The 20,296-nt window shown below is 57.2% G+C and carries 23 protein-coding genes; 15 read left to right on the top strand and 8 right to left on the bottom strand.

Annotated elements, in window-relative coordinates:
* Window positions 1–8 precede the first annotated feature (8 nt).
* Together lipA and ACNPM8_RS07825 are read left to right on the top strand one after the other, a co-directional pair.
* Window positions 9–1,007 (top strand): lipoyl synthase, encoded by a 999-nt coding sequence (gene lipA / locus ACNPM8_RS07830; RefSeq protein ID WP_105656778.1) that lies wholly within the window; start codon window positions 9–11, stop codon window positions 1,005–1,007.
* Between the two features lie 165 nt (window positions 1,008–1,172).
* Window positions 1,173–1,922, top strand: a complete 750-nt coding sequence (locus ACNPM8_RS07825; RefSeq protein WP_105656779.1) for a DUF4191 domain-containing protein — start codon at window positions 1,173–1,175, stop codon at window positions 1,920–1,922.
* A gap of 70 nt (window positions 1,923–1,992) precedes the next feature.
* Here the strand turns inward: ACNPM8_RS07825 and ACNPM8_RS07820 are convergent, their stop codons facing one another.
* Window positions 1,993–2,430, bottom strand: coding sequence for an RDD family protein (locus ACNPM8_RS07820; protein ID WP_105656860.1), 438 nt, complete (start codon window positions 2,428–2,430; stop codon window positions 1,993–1,995).
* 274 nt (window positions 2,431–2,704) lie between these two features.
* Between ACNPM8_RS07820 and glnA (ACNPM8_RS07815) the strand changes: the two genes are divergently transcribed.
* Entirely contained in the window at window positions 2,705–4,129 is a 1,425-nt protein-coding gene (glnA, locus tag ACNPM8_RS07815; RefSeq protein WP_105656780.1) for a type I glutamate--ammonia ligase, read from the top strand.
* 14 nt (window positions 4,130–4,143) lie between these two features.
* Here glnA (ACNPM8_RS07815) and ACNPM8_RS07810 read toward each other — a convergent pair whose 3' ends face one another.
* Entirely contained in the window at window positions 4,144–5,265 is a 1,122-nt protein-coding gene (locus tag ACNPM8_RS07810; protein ID WP_448939597.1) for a site-specific integrase, read from the bottom strand.
* The gene (locus ACNPM8_RS07805; RefSeq protein WP_448939596.1) at window positions 5,252–5,809 is read right to left on the bottom strand and encodes a helix-turn-helix domain-containing protein; all 558 of its coding nucleotides are present in this window, start codon (window positions 5,807–5,809) and stop codon (window positions 5,252–5,254) included. The genes ACNPM8_RS07810 and ACNPM8_RS07805 overlap by 14 nt, the downstream gene beginning before the upstream one ends.
* A 112-nt stretch (window positions 5,810–5,921) precedes the next feature.
* Here ACNPM8_RS07805 and ACNPM8_RS07800 point away from each other — a divergent pair, with 112 nt between their 5' ends.
* The 11 genes from ACNPM8_RS07800 to ACNPM8_RS07750 all read left to right on the top strand — a co-directional run bounded on the left by ACNPM8_RS07800 (window position 5,922) and on the right by ACNPM8_RS07750 (window position 12,492).
* A complete protein-coding gene (locus ACNPM8_RS07800) occupies window positions 5,922–6,113 on the top strand; it encodes a helix-turn-helix domain-containing protein (RefSeq protein WP_448939595.1) in 192 nt (63 codons plus the stop codon).
* Window positions 6,114–6,174: 61 nt separating this feature from the next.
* Window positions 6,175–6,462: a hypothetical protein gene (locus ACNPM8_RS07795; RefSeq protein WP_448939594.1), complete on the top strand. Its 288-nt coding sequence runs from the start codon at window positions 6,175–6,177 to the stop codon at window positions 6,460–6,462.
* Window positions 6,463–6,467: 5 nt separating this feature from the next.
* Window positions 6,468–6,938 (top strand): hypothetical protein, encoded by a 471-nt coding sequence (locus ACNPM8_RS07790; protein ID WP_448939593.1) that lies wholly within the window; start codon window positions 6,468–6,470, stop codon window positions 6,936–6,938.
* A gap of 98 nt (window positions 6,939–7,036) precedes the next feature.
* Complete coding sequence (locus tag ACNPM8_RS07785; protein ID WP_448939592.1) at window positions 7,037–7,240, top strand: hypothetical protein; 204 nt, start codon at window positions 7,037–7,039, stop codon at window positions 7,238–7,240.
* Window positions 7,233–7,526 (top strand): hypothetical protein, encoded by a 294-nt coding sequence (locus ACNPM8_RS07780; RefSeq protein ID WP_448939591.1) that lies wholly within the window; start codon window positions 7,233–7,235, stop codon window positions 7,524–7,526. Before ACNPM8_RS07785 ends, ACNPM8_RS07780 begins: the two co-directional genes overlap by 8 nt.
* Before the next feature lie 68 nt (window positions 7,527–7,594).
* Window positions 7,595–8,590, top strand: a complete 996-nt coding sequence (locus ACNPM8_RS07775; RefSeq protein ID WP_448939590.1) for an AAA family ATPase — start codon at window positions 7,595–7,597, stop codon at window positions 8,588–8,590.
* A 95-nt stretch (window positions 8,591–8,685) separates the two neighbouring features.
* Window positions 8,686–8,880: a hypothetical protein gene (locus ACNPM8_RS07770; protein ID WP_448939589.1), complete on the top strand. Its 195-nt coding sequence runs from the start codon at window positions 8,686–8,688 to the stop codon at window positions 8,878–8,880.
* Between the two features lie 210 nt (window positions 8,881–9,090).
* The gene (locus ACNPM8_RS07765; protein ID WP_448939588.1) at window positions 9,091–10,884 is read left to right on the top strand and encodes an SGNH/GDSL hydrolase family protein; all 1,794 of its coding nucleotides are present in this window, start codon (window positions 9,091–9,093) and stop codon (window positions 10,882–10,884) included.
* 98 nt (window positions 10,885–10,982) lie between these two features.
* Window positions 10,983–11,153 carry a hypothetical protein gene (locus ACNPM8_RS07760; RefSeq protein ID WP_448939587.1) on the top strand — a complete coding sequence of 57 codons (171 nt, stop codon included), beginning with the start codon at window positions 10,983–10,985 and terminating at the stop codon, window positions 11,151–11,153.
* Window positions 11,154–11,478: 325 nt separating this feature from the next.
* A complete protein-coding gene (locus tag ACNPM8_RS07755) occupies window positions 11,479–11,673 on the top strand; it encodes a hypothetical protein (protein WP_448939586.1) in 195 nt (64 codons plus the stop codon).
* Window positions 11,674–11,685: 12 nt separating this feature from the next.
* Window positions 11,686–12,492: a hypothetical protein gene (locus ACNPM8_RS07750; RefSeq protein WP_448939585.1), complete on the top strand. Its 807-nt coding sequence runs from the start codon at window positions 11,686–11,688 to the stop codon at window positions 12,490–12,492.
* 424 nt (window positions 12,493–12,916) lie between these two features.
* Here ACNPM8_RS07750 and ACNPM8_RS07745 read toward each other — a convergent pair whose 3' ends face one another.
* The 5 genes from ACNPM8_RS07745 to glnA (ACNPM8_RS07725) form a co-directional block, all read right to left on the bottom strand.
* The gene (locus ACNPM8_RS07745; protein ID WP_448939584.1) at window positions 12,917–13,414 is read right to left on the bottom strand and encodes a hypothetical protein; all 498 of its coding nucleotides are present in this window, start codon (window positions 13,412–13,414) and stop codon (window positions 12,917–12,919) included.
* A 386-nt stretch (window positions 13,415–13,800) separates the two neighbouring features.
* Entirely contained in the window at window positions 13,801–14,271 is a 471-nt protein-coding gene (locus tag ACNPM8_RS07740) for a nucleoside deaminase (protein WP_105656781.1), read from the bottom strand.
* A 105-nt stretch (window positions 14,272–14,376) separates the two neighbouring features.
* Window positions 14,377–14,859 carry a DUF1990 family protein gene (locus ACNPM8_RS07735; protein WP_105661476.1) on the bottom strand — a complete coding sequence of 161 codons (483 nt, stop codon included), beginning with the start codon at window positions 14,857–14,859 and terminating at the stop codon, window positions 14,377–14,379.
* Window positions 14,860–14,867: 8 nt separating this feature from the next.
* Window positions 14,868–17,894 carry a bifunctional [glutamine synthetase] adenylyltransferase/[glutamine synthetase]-adenylyl-L-tyrosine phosphorylase gene (locus tag ACNPM8_RS07730; RefSeq protein WP_448939583.1) on the bottom strand — a complete coding sequence of 1,009 codons (3,027 nt, stop codon included), beginning with the start codon at window positions 17,892–17,894 and terminating at the stop codon, window positions 14,868–14,870.
* Window positions 17,895–17,946: 52 nt separating this feature from the next.
* On the bottom strand, window positions 17,947–19,287 hold the full coding sequence (gene glnA / locus ACNPM8_RS07725; protein ID WP_105656784.1) for a type I glutamate--ammonia ligase: 1,341 nt from the start codon (window positions 19,285–19,287) through the stop codon (window positions 17,947–17,949).
* A 136-nt stretch (window positions 19,288–19,423) separates the two neighbouring features.
* On the opposite strand from glnA (ACNPM8_RS07725), the gene panB reads away from it, so the two are divergent.
* Window positions 19,424–20,260 carry a 3-methyl-2-oxobutanoate hydroxymethyltransferase gene (gene panB / locus ACNPM8_RS07720; protein WP_133834276.1) on the top strand — a complete coding sequence of 279 codons (837 nt, stop codon included), beginning with the start codon at window positions 19,424–19,426 and terminating at the stop codon, window positions 20,258–20,260.
* Window positions 20,261–20,296: the final 36 nt, after the last annotated feature.

Genomic DNA, 20,296 nt, shown 5'->3' with positions numbered 1-20,296 from the left:
GCTGTTTAATGAGCGTCGAACCAGAAGGCCGCCGTATGCTGCGCGTAGAAAAGCGCAACGCTGCCGTACCTGTGGAGCGTAAGCCAGAATGGATCAAGGCCAAGTTGAGCATTGGCCCTGAATACGTTGGCCTGAAAAATCTCGTACAGAGCGAAGGCTTGCATACGGTCTGCGAAGAAGCAGGCTGCCCGAACATCTTCGAGTGCTGGGAAGACCGCGAGGCTTCCTTCCTGATCGGCGGTTCAGAGTGCACCCGCCGTTGCGACTTCTGCCAGATCGCCACCGGCAAGCCCTTGGCAATTGACCGCTCAGAGCCATTCAAGGTCGCCATGAGCGTGAAGAAGATGGATCTGCGCTACGCCACCGTAACCGGCGTCGCCCGTGATGACCTCGAAGACGAGGGCACCTGGCTGTATGCCGAGACTGTGCGGCAGATCCACAAGATGAATCCAAGCACCGGCGTAGAGCTGCTGATCCCCGATTTCAGCGGCAAGCCGGAGAACCTGGATACCATCTGCGATTCGGAGCCAGAAGTCTACGCCCACAACGTAGAGACTGTGCCTCGCCTGTTCAAGCGCATCCGCCCGGCTTTCCGTTACGAGCGTTCCATGGATGTGATCACCCATGGCCGCAAGCGTGGCTTGATCACCAAGTCCAACCTGATTCTGGGTATGGGCGAAACTCGAGAAGAAATTTCCGAGGCCATGCGTGATCTCCATGAGGCAGGCTGCGATCTGCTGACTTTGACCCAGTACCTGCGCCCAACCGACCTGCATCTGCCAGTCGACCGCTGGGTCACCCCGCAGGAGTTCCTGGAGCTTCAGCAAGAAGCCGAAGAACTCGGCTTTGCCGGAGTCATGGCGGGGCCACTGGTCCGTTCTTCCTACCGCGCTGGCCGCCTGTGGGCCGGCGCCATGCGCAAGAAGGGCCGCGAAATCCCAGAGGCATTGGCACATATCGAGTCCTCGGGCAACACGCGCCAGGAAGCAGCTTCGCTAATCAAGTAGCTCGGTCCAGTGGACCCCACGGCTAAGGCCCCGGAACTCCTGATGGAATCCATCGAGGGTTCCGGGGCTTTCCCACTGCCCGTCCATGGGCATCCAGCTGAAAATGCCGTGTTCGATCCGGCTCGGCTTAGAACTATCAACTTCATCGCGTAGAATTAAGGCACTATGGCCAAAAACTCCGACAACGACGCAGCCGCGCCTAAGCGTGGCTTGTTTTCGCGTAAACCAAAAGCTGAGAAGAAGAACAAAGAACCGGGCCGCCTGAAGCAAATTGGCCAGGTCTTCCAGATGACTCGCCGCAATGACCCGATGGTCGTGTGGTGGATGGCATTGGCAGCCTTGGCCGTCATTGCTGTCTGCTTGGTCATCGGCTTCTTGATCAAAAACTGGATCACGATGTTGATCATCGCAATCCCGCTGGCGCTCCTTGCTGCAATGTTCGTGATGTCCCGCCGCGCAGAGAAAGCTGCGTTCTCGCAGCTTGAGGGCCGCCCCGGCGCTGCCGGCGCCGCCATGAGTGTGCTGCGTCGCGGCTGGATCCTGAAGCAGGAACCAGTTGCCTACAACCGCCACCAGGATCTGGTGTTCCTCGGTATCGGTCGCCCGGGCATCGTCCTGGTCACTGAGGGACCAAAGAGCCGGGTTCGTGAGCTTGCCTCTTCCGAGCGCAAGCGCATCGCCCGCGTTCTGCCGAACGTTCCCGTGCACATCATCAACGCTGGTTCCGAAGAAGGCCAGACTCCGTTGGCTGAAGTCGGCAAGGCAATGAAGAAGCTTCCAAAGTCGATTACGAAGCTGGAAGTCAGCGCAATCGACAAGCGCTTGAGCACGTTGACCGCGAATCGTCTGCCTATCCCCAAGGGCGTAGACCCGAACCGCGTCCGTCCAAACCGCCGCGCTACGCGCGGACGCTAAAGACAACTACTAAAGAAGCCGCAACTGGAATTTCTAGTTGCGGCTTCTTTCTTGCTGTCCGGATCTATTGCTAGGAGATATTCACCAGGATGGTCTTGGGCAAACGATCATGCAGTCCACGCTGGTCCTTGTCGGTGACGAAGGCCGGAATAGCCAGGCAAAGCAGCAAGGAACGAATCAGGCCTTGGAACGGCTTGATTGCGGTTCCATCCAGCGACTGCACCTGCATTCCAAAGGTACGGTGCCCGATCGTGTGCCCGGTGAACCCGACACCGATGATCTGCCCGGCGCAGAACAGGCTCAATGTTGCCAGATCGTGGCTGTCAAACAGCCACCAGCTCAGCAGCATCGAGAGCCCCCAGTCCAAGAGCAGTGCACCGACCCGTCGCGGGAATCTGGCAATGGAGCCGGGGCCCTTCTCGGGGCGCCCCATATCCTGCCCGGGCCATTGTTGCGTATTATGCTGCGGCGGCCCTTCAAGCCACGAGCTGAAGTCTTTTCTTTCCACCAATACAGTCTAACCAGCGATTCTGTGCGCCAGTTAGAACGCGATAACCAGGTAGCAAGTATCCAAGTCAGATTGTTACAGCAGGCAATCAGCGCAGATCAGCGCGATACGACACGCCCGGATTCTCCGCTTGTAACAGGTTGGAAACAATAGAGACACCATTCAGAAATGGATTATAGGTAAGCTTGATACGTAAGCAAGAGGACCAGCCGGATCATTCCGGCTACCGGTTCCGTTTACCAAACCTTATATCTCACCAGGGAGTCACCTGCACATGTTTACCAGTCCAGAAGAAGTCTTGGCATATATTGCCGAAGAGGACATCAAGTTCGTCGATATCCGTTTCACCGACCTACCAGGTGTACAGCAGCACTTCAACGTGCCTGCCAAGTCCGTGGATGCCGACTTCTTCGTCAACGGCCAGCTCTTTGATGGTTCTTCCATCCGCGGCTTCGCCGGCATCTCTGATTCCGACATGCAGCTGATCCCGGACGTCACCACCGGCTTCATCGATCCCTTCCGCCTGGAAAAGACCCTGGCCTTCAACTTCTCGATCATCAACCCACGCACCGGTGAGCCGTACCACCGCGACCCACGTGGCGTTGCGGAACGTGCCGAGGCATACCTGGAATCGACCGGTATCGCTGACACCGCGTTCTTCGCCCCAGAAGCAGAATTCTTCATCTTCGAAGACGTTCGCTACGAATCCAAGCCACAGGGCGCGTTCTACTCGATCGATTCCGACGAGGCACCTTGGAACACCGGCCGCAAGGAAGAAGGCGGCAACCAGGGTTACAAGACCCCGTACAAGGGCGGCTACTTCCCAGTTGCACCGACTGACAAGCAGGCTGACCTGCGCGACGCGATCTGCGTCGAGCTGGACAAGGCTGGCCTTGAGGTTGAACGCAGCCACCACGAGGTGGGCGCTGCCGGCCAGGCAGAAATCAACTACAAGTTCAACACCATGGTTCACTCCGCTGATGAACTGATGCTCTTCAAGTACATCGTGAAGAACGTCGCTGACGCGTGGGGCAAGTCCGCAACCTTCATGCCAAAGCCAGTCTTCGGCGACAACGGCTCGGGCATGCACGTGCACCAGTCGCTGTGGGCCAACGGCGAACCGCTGTTCTACGATGAAAAGGGCTACGCTGGCCTGTCCGATACCGCACGCTGGTACATCGGCGGCCTGCTGAAGCACGCAGACGCCGTGCTCGCGTTCACCAACCCAACCGTGAACTCCTACCGCCGCCTGGTCAAGGGCTACGAAGCTCCAGTGAACATGGTTTACTCGCAGGGCAACCGCTCTGCCGGTATCCGTATCCCGATCACCGGTTCGAACCCTAAGGCGAAGCGCATCGAGTTCCGCGCTCCGGATGCTTCCTCGAACCCATACCTGGCGTTCGCAGCCCAGCTGATGGCTGGCCTGGACGGCATCAAGAACCGCATTGAACCTGCAGAGCCAATCGACAAGGACCTCTACGAGCTTCCTGCCGAAGAGGCCAAGGAAATCCAGCGCGCACCTGAAAGCCTCGAAGAGGCGCTCAAGGCCCTGGAAGCTGATCACGAGTTCCTGCTCGAAGGCGGCGTCTTCACCGAGGACCTGATCCAGACTTGGGTCGAGTACAAGCGTGAAAACGAAATCAAGCCATTGAGCCTGCGCCCGAACCCATACGAGTTCGAGCTCTACTACGGTTGCTAGCTAGATGACGGGGATCAAGCCCGTTTAGTCCGCAGAGAGTCCGCACGATTCGCCAAAGCACCAGCTACGGCGGAACGTGTGGACTCTTTTGCGTCCTCCATCAAATGACCGTAAACATCAAGAGTCGTCTTGGCCGACGCGTGACGCATGGCAGATTGAACCTTCTTGATATCCTCACCGGATGCAATCAAGAACGACGCAAAGAAGTGTCGCAAATCGTGGATCCGGAAATTCTCAGGTAACCCTTCAACAGTGGCCCGAGCAGTCCTGAACCTGGCTTCAATCGTGTAGGGGGCAGCAGGACGGCCATTTTCCAGCGTCACAAACGTTTCACTCCCCCACTTCGCCGGGTTCTTATTCAGTTCGAAAGCTAGATCACGCGGGATCGGGATTGGGTTCTTCGATTCTTCCGTCTTAAGCGGCACACCTGGATACTGGATCGCCGGTGTAATGAAACCTCGCAGCGAGTCAACATCTTGCAACCGTAGCGCTGAAATCTCAGCCACACGCAAACCTGCGAAGGCGCCTAACAGGATGACGTTCTTCATGCCGTCTGGCATCGCGTCGTAGAGTGCCCAGACTTGAGCCTCCGTAGCCACGTATGGCCGTTGCTTGCCCGTAGGCGGCGCGTTCTTACGGCTTATGGGTGTGCGCAACAGGAGACCGTCTTCTACCGCGTCAGAGAGCAGATGAGCCAGCCGGCGATAGAGTGCGTGAATCGTGGAATCGGCCAAACCCTCTTTCTTGAGCGCAGCCAACCAATTCTTGATAGCAGTAGGGCGAATGTCCTTTAGCGGAACATCACCAAAGACGGCATTGATCCGCTTCACATGCGTCTTGGCTTGCTTTACCGAGCCAGGACGATTGACCTCATAGCCTTTCAGCCAGTGCTCAGACCAGACGCGCATTGTCGTCGCTGCATCGGTAGGGCTGATGTAAGCGCCTGTGCGGATTTTTACTGCTTCACCCTCAGCCCAGTTCTGCGCATCAATCTTACGGGCGAATGTCTTGCCCTTCTCCTTGCCGTCAGGATCAACGTAAGTCCCAAGCCAGCCACCCTTGGGGAAAGTCGCAGAAGGCTTACGGCGACGCGCATTCGTGGTGCCAGGAGTGCGGGAAAGTCTATTCGATGCCATGAGTTTCCCAATTAGGCGTTATGTACTTCTTGGCGAGATGTTCCTCCGAGCTCGCCCAGTGCTCCACTCTTTTTTTCTCGCTATCACTGATTTCTTTCATTACGGCGGTAAGTGTAGCGCTACCCAACTTTAGGAATTTTTCAGCCTGCTCCTGCAGCCCCTCGCTATCTTCATATGTGTTGAGGTTCTTAATTCTGCTAGCGATGCTCCTAAGCTCACTTTTTGCAATGTCAAACATTCTCATGTTCTCCAGAATTGCTTGAACGGCAGCGTTTCGTTTTTCGTAATGCTTTGCCCCCTCATGAAGTTCAGCTAGACCATCAGGATACGAAACAAGCCCATATAGAGGCACTTCGAGAATCTCCGCTAGGGCAATTGCTTCTGAAAACTTGAGTGCCCTTCTGCCTTTTTCGACTTCCCAAACTGTTGTTTGAGACCACTTGATCTTATGGTCATCAGTCATTCGAGTTGCCAAGTCAGCTTGGGATATTTCCCCCCGCAAACGAGCTACGTTCGCGCCTACAACCTTATCTATTTCAGCCATAGCAAACACTTTACCGGAAAAGCCAGTTGCACCCAACAGGGAACTACGTTATTCTCAAGTGACCGGGTTATCCGATGACTCGGTATTGGATTTTCAAATGAAGGATGTAGAGATGAGCACTGGCCCATATACCCTCCGATTGATTGAGGAAGCAGCAGAGTTCTGCCGAGTCCCGGTAGCCACCATGCGTTGGTGGCGGCATCAGGGCACCGGTCCCAAGTCCGCCCGCATTGGTGGCCGCGTGATGTACAAGCAAGTTGATCTTGAAGCCTGGATCAACGAACAGTTCGACAAGGCCAGCTAAACAAAACTGCCCTCCACCGCTCAGAGGTTCGCCACTGACGCAGAGACAAAGAAACTTTGGCATGCCAGAAAACAAAGCAACCATTACAGCCAACGAGAAGCGCATCACCGAATACGTTGCCTCGCACGGCAAACAAGCCAGTCGATCAAAGATTCAACGGCTGGCACTCAAATGGCATAAGCGGCAAGAGCTCATCAGCAACGACGAGCTTAGGCGCTTATTCGACCACTCGGACCCGACAGCAAACGCGGCAATCCGAAACGTGATGAAAGAAAACAACGGCCCCGGTGAATTCCCGCCAAGAAATTCGCACCGAAGCCGCCTAACCAACCCACTGAAAAGGGATTGATCCTCATGAACAAGAATACCCGCATCGCCCCAGTAACTCCACCAGCAGGATTTCTCAAAGCTGTCTACCTCGATTGCGCAGACGAATACGGCGATATCCCAGCAGAGTGCCAGCCCTACGGCTCATGCGCTTGTGACCGCGATATCAGCTACCACGGCCCAAACGTCTCAGGAGAAACTTTCGGCGGCGTCACCTCGCAGTGGACACCAGAAAAGGGCATCTTCTTCATCCTGCAAAAGACTGACGGTGAACTGTGGACCCGTGAGCAGCTGGCAGAACTGCCGGCACTCATCGACAGCATCGAACAGAAGATTGACCAAGAGATAGCAGTAGATCTCATGAAGAGCCGGCCAGAGATGCTTCGCGCAACCACCACAGTAAACAAGCTCTGCGACTTCGCTGTAGATAACGGCGTCACCGCTAGCGCAGCGTTCGCCGCCTACCAGGAACTCACCAAAGGCGGTCACCATGCATAAGGCCACCCAGAGCATCGTGCGTAGCGTCTTCTACAGCACAGTCTTCATCATCATGGTTACCGTTCCCCAGGCCATCGCTCAAGCGGTAGGAGCCCCCATTGCGTATTGACCCGCAGGCGCTCATCGAAGGCGTGCACGTAGTAGTGGTGGAAGTCGATAAGCCTGACAGTGTGCACTACCGGCGCAGGACGTTCTTCAACCTCCCAGCAGCACAACGAGCTGTAGACCGCGCTACCGAACGCGGACAGTCCGCAGAGCTAATCCTCTGCAAACTAGTCCCAGCAGGTGACGCCAATGCATGACCGGGACCTGCAACGAGCAGCTTTCATCAGCTCCAACGCCAAAGCCCGTGAAGTCTTCCTAGACGGCTACGAGCGAGGCTACAAAGCAGCCATGGAACACCTCGATGACCAGATCGGCATAACGCTTGTCAGTGACTCCTACCTGAACGACCCGGCAGGCTACCAACGCCGCTTCGCCAAGTCCGCAGCCAACGCAGTAGACGTATACGAAGCACGACAACGCATGGGCACCCACAAAACCGGCCCAGAACCCCACCCGCTGCACCCGCTACGGCTAGTCAGCTAACCAAACTCACTTGAAGGCTCCCAGCAACACGCTGGGGGCCTTCTGCGCACCCACCAGAAAGGGATAACTTGACCATCAGCCCAACCGCAGCAGATCCGCTGGATGAGGTATTCAACTCAGCTTGGCTCACAGCCCAGCAATTCCAGCCGGTCGAATATGTTGTTCCAGGAGTAATCCCGGAAGGTCTGACCATCCTCGTTGCACCCCCAAAAGTTGGCAAGTCATGGATGGTTCTAGGCATAGCCGCAGCCGCCGCATCAGGTGGAAAAGTGTTCGGTGCGATTCAAGTGAAACAACGGCCAGTCCTATACCTCGCACTGGAAGATGGGCCACGACGCTTGCAGTCACGGCTCAAAGTCATCGGAGTTACGACCGGTAATCAGAACCTCATGTTCCTAACCAAACTGGGTGCAAGCGTTGTCGATACCATCTCAACGTTCCTTGAGCGTCACGGCCACAACAAGCCACTGATCATCTTGGACACGCTGGGAAAAGTTCGAGGCACCTACGGGGGCAACGACGCATATGGCAATGACTACTCGCAAATGTCATCGCTCAAGGGCTTGGTGGACGACGTTCCGGGTTCTTCACTGCTAGTTGTCCACCACACCAACAAGGGTGAAAAGTCCGACTTCCTGGATAGCGTCTCAGGTACTCAAGGATTGGCTGGTGCTGCCGACTCGATCTTGGCTATCAAGCGTGAACGCAACACAGACAATTCAACGTTGCACGTCACCAGCCGTGACGCTGCCGAAGGCGAGTATGCGCTCACGTTGACTGATGGGGTCTGGGAGATGGACGGCACGACGCTGCAAGAAGCGGCTAATGCGGTCGTAGCCCGAGAAGCATCAGCCGGTGTTGGCGACGACATGAAGCGAATCATCGAGCAAGTGAATAAGTATCCCGAAGCACGAAACGCTGAGGATATTGCCATTCCGTTAGGCCTGGACAAGAAACTTGTCGGAACCTATTTGGCTCGCGCAGCCGAGGACGGTCGTATTCATCGGCAGTCTCGCGGAATGTATGCGCCAATACCATCGCCGGTAGCAGTTCACCACCCGTAGAAACCGTGTGGAAAGTGTGGAAAGTGGAAAGCAGGTTCAAAACCCAATTCCACTTTCCACACAATCCACACACTTTGAAAGCAACAGGAACAGTCTTGGCCTACTCACCAGCATGGCGACCATCAGCCAGCGCCAAAAAATACAACTGGCTAACCCCAAACGGCGAAACCATCCCCGGTATCGCCCTCATGCACCGGCACAAGGTACTAGCGCACCTCACCCCGGACGAAGCCCGCGCAATGGCAGACAAGCTGCACGACTACGCCGACCAAATGGAGCAAGAACAGTAACCCACACCCCCGAAAAGGCGGTCATTAGCATTCAGCCGATGGCCGCCTTTTCCATACCCGAAAGTTTCCAATGATCGACCCCTACGACCGAAACGCGGTGATCCTACTGCTTCGCCAAGCGGCAGCACATGTAGCAAACGGAATCACCAACAACCAGATCCACTCCGAGCTATGGAAGCTCAGTGACCACCTAGAACAGGAAGACTAACCATGACTAAGTACACCGCTCCGCACCAACTTCCAATCATTGAACCAGAAACAGACTTCATCAAAGAGACAAATGTTGCATCTGCACTGGCCCGAGACATCAACGCTGTCGCAATGGCAGTCAACGCCGCCATCTCCGCTTCGAAGTTCTACCGAGGCGGACTAAGCGGTAGTGACCCCGACGCGAACGGTGTGGGAATATCGCACATTTCCAGCGGTACCGGCGCTCAGGCTCTAGGTCTCCCAGTTAGCCAGCCAGGACTGCTAATCAATGTCCCGTTCGGCGTTCTTGGGACACGAGTCTTTATCACGGCTGAAGAGATCCCCCAAATGTTCGGGCAGAGAAAAACATCTACCGGATGGCGACCATGGGCAGACATGTCTAAGCCGTTCTACCTCGGCGGAGCAGCAACCACAGCAGCCGCGCCAATGAACAACATGGACACTCTACCTACCGGGGCGTTTTCCCTATCAACCCCAGTGGCAGCGGCGGATCTTGGCGTGCCACTAAGCTCTTCGGGTGTAGGTTTTACGATTCGGTTCGGTTCTTTGGACTACGTATTCCAGATTGTGTTCTCCCAGGAAACGCCGTCCAGAATCCTCACGCGCTTCAAATTCTCAGGGGCTTTCTCAGAGTGGTCTGACCCCATCGGGTCACGTATCCCACAGAACCCTAGCGGTTCGGGTAGCGCTGCTTCCGGGATGAAATTGATCCCATGCGCGCTGACTCTAGGGCAGGGTACTACCCTCGCCCCCACGTCGCGCCAGTACCGCATCCCGTTCAAGTTCAACGCCCCGATCAACCGATGGCGGTTGCACATCACCGACCGCAACCCACACAACGGCGAACACGTCGGGGCCGGCATCAACATCAGCAACGTGTACCTGGGCAACCACGCCACGAACGGCAGCTTCACCGCTACACCAACACGTATCGGAGGAGGAATCCTGCTGGACGCGCTACCAGACGGGGAATGGATGTCGGCGTGGCGCACCGAATCACTGGGTGACAACGTGGAGAAGATCCTCTCCTACGACTACACCTCGACGGCAGCACCATTCGCCGGAGTAGGTGGGGCGTACAACACGAGTAACTTGGATTCGGCTGCGGTGCAGTTCCTCAACGGTGATTCCACACCGTTGAAAACTGCTGCCTTCGACATTTGGTTCGAAGTGGAAACCTATGCGACCACTCCTGTGATTGCGGCGTTCGGTGATTCCCTGTCGTCCGGTGCGCAGGCGACACTTCCTTGTCATGAAAGCGTGGTTTCACTCCTGGCCCGACGCGAAAAAGCTTTGCCAGTTCACTTCGCAGTGTCCGGCAACGCAATGCAAGACTGGGCAGCAGATGCCAGCTCATACAAGTGGACCCGCTGGGAGCATCTGGGGCGCGCAGACGTTGTGTTGTGGGCAATGGGGCACAACGATGTTTACCGTGGCCGCTCATTCAGCCAGATGCGGGCCGACTTCGACATTTGCTACCCGCTGATCATCAGCAGGGTTGCCCCTGTCGTAGTGGGCGCAACGGTTACTACCCGCAACGAACCAAGCAATCCGGCGATGCACGAAGTGAGAGACCAGTGGAACACGTGGATGCTCGCACAAGCTGATTCACCGTTGGCTGACGGTCGGGTACGCGACGTATTCGATTTCGCGGCCGCTATCAACAACGGCGACTTGCTCAAACCCCAGTACGACTCCGGCGACAACCTACACCTAAACACAGCCGGGTATGTAGCCGAGGTGGCGACGATCAACCATCGCATCACCACCCCGCCTGTCGTCTACGCCTTGTAGCTCAGGCGGTACGCACTGGGCGAATACCCCTATTCCCCCTTATGGCGGTCATCAGTATTCAGCCGATGGCCGCCATTCGCATATCCGAAAGAACTCTCATGACCTACACCTACAGCGACCGACAACTACGCGAATGGCCCGACGCATCACAAGCAGCCCACTACTGGGAAAAAGCCAACAACGCAGAACAGAACGCCGCCTACTGGAAAGCACGCGCCGAATCAGCAGAGCGACGCATGCTCGAACACCACTGCGAAGGAGAACAGTAAATGCGAGTATATCGCCGGCCATACATTGGCAGGATCTGGGCAGACGACTGGACCGACCTGCACACCGGAGAGGTAACACCCGGAATCAAACTAGGCGGTGCATCAGGAATCGCAGCGCACCTCACCGCCGAAGAAGCGCTGACCCTCGCAGACAAGCTAGTGGACCTCGCAGAGCAGCTCCCACAGGCCACGCAACAGCCACAGGCACGAGCGGAACAACCTTGCAGACCCTCACCGCTCTACAGCACCCAAACGCTCACAGACGCGACAGGCGCACCAGAACCACCACTACCAGCAACCAGCGCAGACTAAGGCGAACCACAACATGACAACCCCACTCGAAGCACTCACCACAGCAGTCAGACTCCAAGCCGAACGCATCGAACAACTCGAACAAGAACTGGCTGAGGAACACCTGCAATACCAGCTATGGAAATTCCGTGCCGTCGAAAACGGACGCAGCACCAAACACTACAAAAAGCTCTACCAAGAGCAGCTCGACCAGAACAACAACAAGTAAGGACTAAACACCATGGCTCCCAAGACCCAGCACATCAACACCGACCACCTACAAGCAATCGAAACCACGCTATTCAGCAGCACCTGGGGAATGCACTCCAAGGGCGCAAAGCTCCACCACATCATCAACGACACGCAACAGCTCGGCATACTCTGGCCAGCCCACGTATCCGAAACAGTCGAAGTAGCCTACAACGCAATCCAACAGGCAAAGCACGCACTGAAAAGCAAGCGCCCAGAACTAACCTGGGACGATCTCCACGCCTCAGACCTGAGCACCCGCATCCGAACAGCAGCCGTAGACGACAGCCTGGAATCCCTATCCCTGAATAAAGTAAGCCAAGAGATCCTTCGCCTCGCCATGAGCCACACAACCCAAGCCATCAGCACCGAAGCACCCAAAGTCCTAGACCAAGTGATCAAGTACGCCAAGGACCGCTCGGAAGACCGCGACCTCATCTCCGTCACCGGAAACCTACCGCCGTTGCTACAGGACAAACTCGGCAAGTGGAAGTACATCAGCCAGGCCCACCAACAGCTCATCAAGCTAATCGACCCCAAGACCTACGGCCGGCTTGAACGAAACTCAGACGCGCACCTACTGCACGAATGGACCGATGAGCAATGGCTCGCACTCCACACCGAACAAGACACCCTCACCGAATACAACAAAAACGTTAACTGGATGAAATGGGCGATCAAAAACAACATCCCAGTCAGTCCAGCAACAAACGCAGCCGAAGTGCACGAACGAACCAAACGCGCCAACGACATCGGAGCAGACTACAACCGCAAGCACCGCCGCACCCGACTCTACTAACCAGCAAAGGGGTGGCGGGGGGACTCAAGCCCGGCTCAACTGCCTCGTCCCGGGCCTGTCGTGGCGTCTCTCTCCCCACCCTCTCGTGCGTTTGTACCTGATTAGTATCTGTATTGAATTGGAGGCCTGTTTTGGGTCAATTTTGTGGTTATCGCGAGGGTGTAGAAGCCCATAGATTGGCGGGTGAGCCGTTGTGTGAGGATTGCCGGCGTAGCGCTGCTAGGCGTGCTCGGAGACGTGCTTATAACGCTTCCCAAGCGCGTCGTGCTGACCCTGACGAGGGTTATTCGTCGTTGGATTCTGCTGATTTGTCGGCAACGTTCCATGAGCACATGACTAGTGGCGGTTTTACTGCTGATTAGACATGATTTAGCCTCCCCAAACCTTTGGGTTTGGGGAGGCTATTCGTGTTTATCTGGCTTCGCTAGATGTGCGAGGCGTTCAAATCATCGTAGAGCGATGGGAGGCAGCGATTTATCAACGGTTGCATATCTGCCGTTGAGTGGCTCAAAGGTAGGTTGAATTGTGTGCCGTTGTCGTAAGTAAGCGCGTATTGTGCACGGTTGGTCAGGTATCGGCCGGCTTCTATGACTGCTGCGCTGCCAAGGATTCTGAGTTCTTTCAAGGTGCGCCGTGGGATCGCTTGGATTACTGGCTGTTGTGCTTCTGATTTGCCATTGAAGTAGAGCACGCGTGTTTCTGTGAAGATTGCGAACTCGATCATGTTTTCGCTTTGGTTTGTGATCTGTTCGGTTACGAGTAATGGCTTTTCATCATTTAATGCGAAGGCAATGCTATTGATGAATATGGCACGTGCCTCGGTGGATAGGTCTTCGTATTCGCTTAGTGATCGACTGAGGTGCCTTTCGCAGAACTGTCGAGTTTCGTTTGCACGTTCTTGCAAGGAGATATTTTCATTCATGTGAAGCACACTACATCTAGACGCGGACAGTTTAGCGGCGGCATCCTTTATTGGGTGTCGCCGCTTCTCTTGTTTAGTCCGCAGGCAGTCCGCAGAAAGTTCGTTTACCCCCGTTTTCGGCCATTATCTACCAACCATGAAAACCCTGGAAATAAGCGGAATTCAGCATCACTCAACTAGTGCCGTACATGGTGTTATAGAACGAGCTCTACTACGGTTGCTAATCAGCTGACGGGGCATCGCCCCGTGTAGTTTGCAGAGGAGTCTGCACAAAGCGCAAGAACTATGTTCTGGCACTTGTGCGGACTCCTCTGTTTAAGCATCAGTGCGGGCCCGCACATGGGCGGCCATCGCGCTCAGGGCAAGTGCCGCCCCGATAACAAGTACTAGTATTCCTGCTTGTCGCTCTTTGCTTCCCAAAGCTCAAATGCCCTGAGCGCACCGGAATCTTCAACCTTGGTAAACGGAATTTTCCGCTCGCTCATGGGAAGCTCAAGCTCCTTGTAAATGAAATCATCATCGAAGCCGATCTTCGCGGCTTCGTCGCGCGTATTCGCGTAGTAGACATGCTCGAAGCGGGACCAATAGATGGCACCCAGGCACATGGGACATGGCTCGCAGCTGGTGTAGAGCTCGCATTGCGACAGATCGAAGGTTCCCAGTGCTTGTCCCGCTGCGCGGATGGCATTGATTTCGGCGTGCGCCGTTGGATCCTGGCTACCCACCACCGAGTTGTAGCCAGCGGAAACGACTTTTCCGTCAAGGACTACCACCGCGCCAAATGGTCCGCTGTCATTGGATTCCAGGGCCAGCAAGGACTGATCAATGGCAGCCTGCAGCATCTTTGGGTCCAGCATTTTCGAAGCTCCCCTGCACTCATTATTCGCGTAGAGATTACAATCCCCACCCTAGTCCCCCGCATCCTGTTCCGGCGGGAAGCGCAGGAAATTGCCGGTTGCGGACTAAGGTTTCAGCGCACGAAGGTAACGCTGACGTGTCACCCACTGCGCCAGGAGCAGCGCCTTGAAGACTCGACGCCAAGCAGGCACATCAGAAGGTGCCGTGACCGACCTGATCAGCAGGAAAACTTGCTCGTCCGCGCGTTCAAGAATGAAAGCTTCCACACCCTGAACCGGATGCCCCGGCAGCGTCCGGTAGGAAAACCCTACCCAATCACTTTCCGCAACGACGTCAACGACCTCCACAGGTTCATGGATGCGCAACGGTCCGACACCGATGGTGATCAAGGGTTGCTGGCCCACGGCGACCGGCAACTGCGGCTGAAGCCTGAACCCGCTGCGTGTCTTGACTTCCCAACGGAGCAAGGCAGCGCACGCAACGTTCCACAGGGCTACTCCCCTACCTAGCAGCACGCGGCGTTGCCACGGCCTGGATGAAGCAGCCAGCGGGCTCCAGGTACGTTCCAGCAGCGTTTCAACGGCCACCGCAGTTCCTAGTTCTCAAAGCCGTAGAACAGCAGTTCAAAGATGCCACGCGCGTGCCGGGTTGCACGCAAGTAGTCCTCTTCGAGTTCCACGCCAAAGTGCGGCTCATAGCCGCACCACCGAGCCACGGCTTCCATATCGCGCGCCGAACTCGGCAAGACATCGCTGGAACGTCCGGACGTGATGATTTCAGCACTGCGAATCTGCGTAGCCAGCCGCCAAGCAATCGCCAGCAGTTCGCTATCGTCTTGCGCAATGAGCTCCAATTTCGCCAGCTCTTCCAACGCCCGGAGCGTCGAGGTGGTGCGCAGGGATTCGTGCTTCCAGGCGTATTGCAACTGGTAGAACTGCACCAGCCATTCAATGTCCGAGAGCGAGCCTCGTCCCAGTTTCAGGTGGCGGTTGGGGTCGGCACCTCGTGGGAGCCGTTCGGACTCAACGCGGGCCTTGATCTTGCGGATATCCCGGATCTCCGACTCGTCCAGTCCCTTGCCGTAGCGCACCGGCCTAATCAATTCCATGAAATCTTCAGCCAACTGGTCATCGCCGGCAAACGGGCGTGCACGCTGCAACGCCTGGCGTTCCCAGATTTCCACCCATCGCTGGTAATAGGTGGCGTAGGCGTCCAGAGAACGGACCAGCATTCCCTGGCGGCCCTCGGGGCGCAGATCCGAGTCCACTTTCAATTTCACTTCAGCTGGAATGGCTGGTTTCAACGGTTTGGCGGTCCACGACACCAGGTCGGTAACTACCCGAAGCGCTTGTTCTTGAGCAGCTTGGGCCGTGGCGCCAGGAACCGGGCGCTGCACGAACAGGACGTCCGCATCAGAGCCGTAGCCGATTTCCCGACCGCCTTGGCGGCCCATGGCAATGACCGAAACGACAGCATGTTCCCCGTGCTTGGCCTGGTCAGCAGCCAAGAGGACCTTCAGCACCCCGTCAACCATGGCGGCGTCGATGTTAGAGAGTGCTACGCCAACTTCGTCAACGGTCAGCAGGCCGGCGCCGTCGGCAAGCGCGACACGCAAGAACTCGCGGCGGCGCACCATGCGGATCATGCGGATGGCAGCTTCTGGCTGCTTCGTGCGATGGATGATCGAGGTGTTCTGCTGCAGCAGGTTCTCGAATGTCTGCGGCGTCAAGGACGCGGCGGAGCCCAGCCAAGCGGCCGCCGCCGGCTCATTGGCCAGCAGGTCGGTCAGGAAGCGCGTATTGGAGAGCAAGTGGCTCAGCCGTTCGGCGGCAGCGTTGGTATCGCGCAGCATGCCGAGGAACCAATGGGACTTGCCCAGCGCTTCGCTGAGCCGGCGGAAGCCCAGCAATCCAGCATCCGGGTCCACCCCGCGGGCAAACCAGTCCAGGAGTACCGGCAGCAATTGCCGTTGCAATGACGCACTGCGCGAGACCCCACCGGTCAGGGCTTCAATGTGCCGCATCGCCGCCTTCGGGTCGAGATAGCCCAGGGCGCGCAGGCGGGCTTGCGCCGATTCGGCGGTGAGCTTGACATCATCGGCCGAGAGGTTGGAACTACTGACCAGGAGCGGACGGTAGAAAATACGCTCGTGCAGCGAACGCACCATGCGCTTGGTTTCATTCCAGCGGCGCATCAGCTTCTCCGGGCTGCTGAGCTGCAGGTCTCCGGCACCACGGATCGATCGTGCAAGCACGCGCTGGGCGCTTTCTGCCCGGGGCATCAAGTGGGTACGGCGCAATTGGCTGAGCTGTATCCGGTGCTCCAGCAAGCGCAGGAAACGGTATGAGTCATCGAAATTCGTCGCATCATCACGGCCGATGTAGCCGATATCGCTCATCGCTTGGATGGCCAGGGTGGTGGTTGGCACCTGGATGGCGGGGTCGACTCGACCATGGACGAGTTGGAGCAGCTGGACGGTGAATTCGACATCGCGCAGTCCACCGGGGCCCAGCTTGATTTGCCACGCAACATCTTGCTTGTCGATGTTGTCGCTGACGCGTCGGCGCATGGCCTGGACGGATTCAACGAAGCCCTCACGCTCGGAACTGGACCAAACCATTGGCGAAACCATCCGCTCATAAGAGCGTCCCAGTTCCTTGTCGCCGGCAATCGCGCGGGCCTTGAGCAGGGCTTGGAATTCCCATGAATGAGCCCACCGGCGGTAATACGCTTCATGGGATGAGAGCGTACGGGTCAAGGCCCCGTCCTTGCCCTCGGGGCGAAGATTCGCATCCACTTCCCAGAGCATCGGCTCAGGGCCAGGGACCATCAGTGCACGTGCCGTGTTCCCGCAGATCACCGTCGCGATCGCGGCGGCCAGGTCGTCATCGATTCCCGGCGTGGAATCGTGGGCGTAAATGACATCGACGTCCGAAATATAGTTCAGTTCACGTGCACCGCACTTGCCCATGCCAATGATGGTGATCTTAACCCGATCAACGTCGCCAGCATCATATTGTTCGGCGGCTTCGGCCCGGGCAATGGCCAATGCCCCCTCCAACGCGGCACCAGCCATGTCGGCCAGTTCGGCGGCGACCAGGGGCAGAATGCGCTGCGGCTGGGTGGAACCCAAGTCCCGGTGGGCCAGCGAGAGCAAGGCCTTGCGGTAGGCGGTGCGCAAGCGCTGTCGCGCTTCAGCACCGGTATGGGAAGAGACCCAGTGCCCGCCGTCTGATTGCTTGGCCTCGATCGATGCCAGCAAGTCCTCGACCAGCTGTTCCGCGGGCACGGGGACGAATTCACCGGGTGGGGCGTGGCGGACGATCTCCAGCGCCTCGGGACAACGCATGAGGAACTCCCCGAGCGCAGAAGAGCTGCCCAGAAGCCTGACGAGCCCTTGGCAGCTATCGGGCTCCAGGAAGATATCGATGACTTCCGGGTGCCGATCTACCAACCGCAGGGCCAGCAGCAGTGCCTGGTCCGGATCTGGCGCATGCGCCATCTTGCTCACGATCAGGCTGGGATCAATCCGGGACAGTTCCTCGGCCTGAAGGAATTTCTTGGCCCTTTCGATGTCGCTGAAGCCAGCGTTGAGCAATGCTCGCGAGGGTACTTCCGGCATGGTGTCTCGTGTTCTCCCGCATTTCGCCGCGCAGCTTCACGCGGCGAAGTCTCTAGAGGATTCCCAAATACTTGTTCAGTTCGTAGGGGGTAATGACCTGACGGTACTCTTCCCATTCGGTGCGCTTGTTCGACAGGAACGAGTTGAATACCTGCTCGCCGAGGATCTCGGCCATCAGTTCCGACTCTTCCATGGCGCGCAATGCGTCGTGCAGGCTGCCAGGCAGCGGAACGTGGCCCGAGGCGCGGCGTTCTGCCGTGGACAGGCTCCAGACATCATCCTCGGTTGGCTCTTCCAGCTCGTAGCCTTCGCGGATGCCCTTCAGCCCAGCGCCCAGCAATACTGCGTAGGCCAGGTACGGATTGGCTGCCGAGTCGATACCGCGGTATTCCACGCGGGCGGACTGTCCCTTGCCTGGCTTGTACAGCGGCACGCGGACCAGTGCCGAGCGGTTGTTGTGCCCCCACGAACGGTGGCTCGGCGCCTCGCCTCCACCCCACAACCGCTTGTACGAGTTCACGTACTGGTTGGTGATGGCGGTCATTTCCGGCGCATGGTGCAAGATGCCGGCGATGAAGGACCGGGCCACATCGGAGAGCTGGTATTCGCGGCCAGCTTCGAAGAACGCGTTAGCGTCACCTTCGAACAAGGAGAAGTGGGTATGCATGCCGCTGCCCGGATGGTCGGCAAATGGCTTGGGCATGAAGGTTGCGTGGATGCCTTTCTGCATCGCCATCTCCTTGATGACGGTACGGAAGGTCATGATGTTATCGGCGGTCTGCAAGGCATCTGCGTAGCGCAGATCGATTTCGTTCTGGCCTGGACCTGTTTCGTGGTGGGAGAACTCCACCGAAATGCCCAGCGCTTCCAGCGTGGTCACGGAAGCACGGCGGAAGTCCTGCCCCACGCCATCTGGCACGTGGTCGAAGTAGCCACCGTTGTCGATCGGCTGGGGACGGCCATTGGCATCCAGTTGATCGTTCTCCAGCAAATAGAATTCGATCTCCGGGTGGGTGTAGCAAGTGAAACCCATATTCGATGCTTCGGCCAGCTGGCGCTTGAGCACCTGGCGCGGATCTGCATTGGACGGCTGGCCCTCAGGGGTCAGGATGTCGCAGAACATGCGGGAGGTCGGTTCGACTTCGCCGCGCCACGGCAGGATCTGGAAGGTGGCAGGATCTGGCTGAAGCAACATGTCAGACTCGGAGATCCGGGACAGTCCATCAATGGAGGAACCATCGAATCCCAGACCTTCTTCGAAAGCATCTTCAACTTCAGCAGGAGCCAACGCCACCGACTTGAGCGAACCAACGACGTCAGTAAACCACATTCGCACAAATCGAACGTCGCGTTCTTCAATGGTGCGCAGTACAAATTCCTGCTGACGATCCATTTTCCACCACCTTTGGGATTCTGATATCCGGCGCTGATCACAACCGGTAAGAAAATTGACCTGTGGCAACACTATATCGGTTCAGAACCGTCCCAACGATCAGCATCGCCCTGTCCAAGTGCGATAAAGTCGATTCATGCCACAACCATACCTAGGGAACCCTGAAAAAGGCCCGTCCCGTATCCGACTTCATCATTTGCAGCAGGCCAAGGACAATGGCGAAAAATTCGCGATGTTAACTGCCTATGACGTAATGATGGCAGAGATTTTCGATTCGGCCGGGATCGAGATGCTGCTGGTTGGCGACTCCGCTGCCAATACCGTACTCGGCTACGAGTCCACGCTGCCGATTACCCTCGACGAAATGATCATGTTCACCAAAGCTGTCGCCAACGGGGCCAAACGCGCCATGGTCGTTGCCGACCTCCCGTTTGGCAGCTACGAGCAGTCCCCTGCCCAGGCCGTTGCCACTGCGGTGCGCCTGATGAAGGAGGGCCATGCCCACGCGGTCAAGATGGAGGGCACCGCGCAATACGCCGAGCATGTCCGCGCCATGGTCCTTGCCGGAGTTCCCGTTATCGGGCACATCGGATTCACTCCGCAGTCCGAGCATGCATTGGGCGGGTACCGTGTGCAGGGCCGTGGCGACGCAGTAGAGCAGATGAAGCACGACGCTGTGCAATTGCAGGATGCAGGCGCCTTCTGCATCCTGATGGAAATGGTGCCAAGCCCGGTCGCTGCCAAAATCGATGCCGCGCTGAAGGTGCCGACCATCGGCATCGGCGCTGGCAATTCCACCACCGGACAGGTCCTGGTTTGGCAGGACATGCTGGGTCTTGGCGGGGGCCGCACCCCGCGCTTCGTGAAGAAGTACGCTGATCTGCGTGAGGTTGTCGGCAACGCGGTGCGCGAGTACCACCAGGACGTGGTTTCCGGCACCTTCCCCTCGGCAGAGTACGAGTTCAAGGAATAGAAGCCGGCTCACGCCATATCGCAAAGCGGTGGGGGG

This window comes from Glutamicibacter sp. AGC46, assembly GCF_053543715.1.
Note: the sequence above shows the minus strand (reverse complement) of the source record. Positions and strands in the feature narration are given on the sequence as shown.

What these genes read in the sequence shown, in the direction of transcription:
- lipA (WP_105656778.1), top strand. Translation starts at nt 9, where the DNA reads ATGAGCGTCGAACCAGAAGGCCGCCGTATGCTGCGCGTAGAAAAGCGC.
- ACNPM8_RS07825 (WP_105656779.1), top strand. Translation starts at nt 1,173, where the DNA reads ATGGCCAAAAACTCCGACAACGACGCAGCCGCGCCTAAGCGTGGCTTG.
- glnA (WP_105656780.1), top strand. Translation starts at nt 2,705, where the DNA reads ATGTTTACCAGTCCAGAAGAAGTCTTGGCATATATTGCCGAAGAGGAC.
- ACNPM8_RS07810 (WP_448939597.1), bottom strand. Translation starts at nt 5,265, where the DNA reads ATGGCATCGAATAGACTTTCCCGCACTCCTGGCACCACGAATGCGCGT.
- ACNPM8_RS07805 (WP_448939596.1), bottom strand. Translation starts at nt 5,809, where the DNA reads ATGGCTGAAATAGATAAGGTTGTAGGCGCGAACGTAGCTCGTTTGCGG.
- ACNPM8_RS07800 (WP_448939595.1), top strand. Translation starts at nt 5,922, where the DNA reads ATGAGCACTGGCCCATATACCCTCCGATTGATTGAGGAAGCAGCAGAG.
- ACNPM8_RS07795 (WP_448939594.1), top strand. Translation starts at nt 6,175, where the DNA reads ATGCCAGAAAACAAAGCAACCATTACAGCCAACGAGAAGCGCATCACC.
- ACNPM8_RS07790 (WP_448939593.1), top strand. Translation starts at nt 6,468, where the DNA reads ATGAACAAGAATACCCGCATCGCCCCAGTAACTCCACCAGCAGGATTT.
- ACNPM8_RS07780 (WP_448939591.1), top strand. Translation starts at nt 7,233, where the DNA reads ATGCATGACCGGGACCTGCAACGAGCAGCTTTCATCAGCTCCAACGCC.
- ACNPM8_RS07765 (WP_448939588.1), top strand. Translation starts at nt 9,091, where the DNA reads ATGACTAAGTACACCGCTCCGCACCAACTTCCAATCATTGAACCAGAA.
- ACNPM8_RS07760 (WP_448939587.1), top strand. Translation starts at nt 10,983, where the DNA reads ATGACCTACACCTACAGCGACCGACAACTACGCGAATGGCCCGACGCA.
- ACNPM8_RS07755 (WP_448939586.1), top strand. Translation starts at nt 11,479, where the DNA reads ATGACAACCCCACTCGAAGCACTCACCACAGCAGTCAGACTCCAAGCC.
- ACNPM8_RS07750 (WP_448939585.1), top strand. Translation starts at nt 11,686, where the DNA reads ATGGCTCCCAAGACCCAGCACATCAACACCGACCACCTACAAGCAATC.
- ACNPM8_RS07745 (WP_448939584.1), bottom strand. Translation starts at nt 13,414, where the DNA reads ATGAATGAAAATATCTCCTTGCAAGAACGTGCAAACGAAACTCGACAG.
- ACNPM8_RS07740 (WP_105656781.1), bottom strand. Translation starts at nt 14,271, where the DNA reads ATGCTGGACCCAAAGATGCTGCAGGCTGCCATTGATCAGTCCTTGCTG.
- ACNPM8_RS07730 (WP_448939583.1), bottom strand. Translation starts at nt 17,894, where the DNA reads ATGCCGGAAGTACCCTCGCGAGCATTGCTCAACGCTGGCTTCAGCGAC.
- glnA (WP_105656784.1), bottom strand. Translation starts at nt 19,287, where the DNA reads ATGGATCGTCAGCAGGAATTTGTACTGCGCACCATTGAAGAACGCGAC.
- panB (WP_133834276.1), top strand. Translation starts at nt 19,424, where the DNA reads ATGCCACAACCATACCTAGGGAACCCTGAAAAAGGCCCGTCCCGTATC.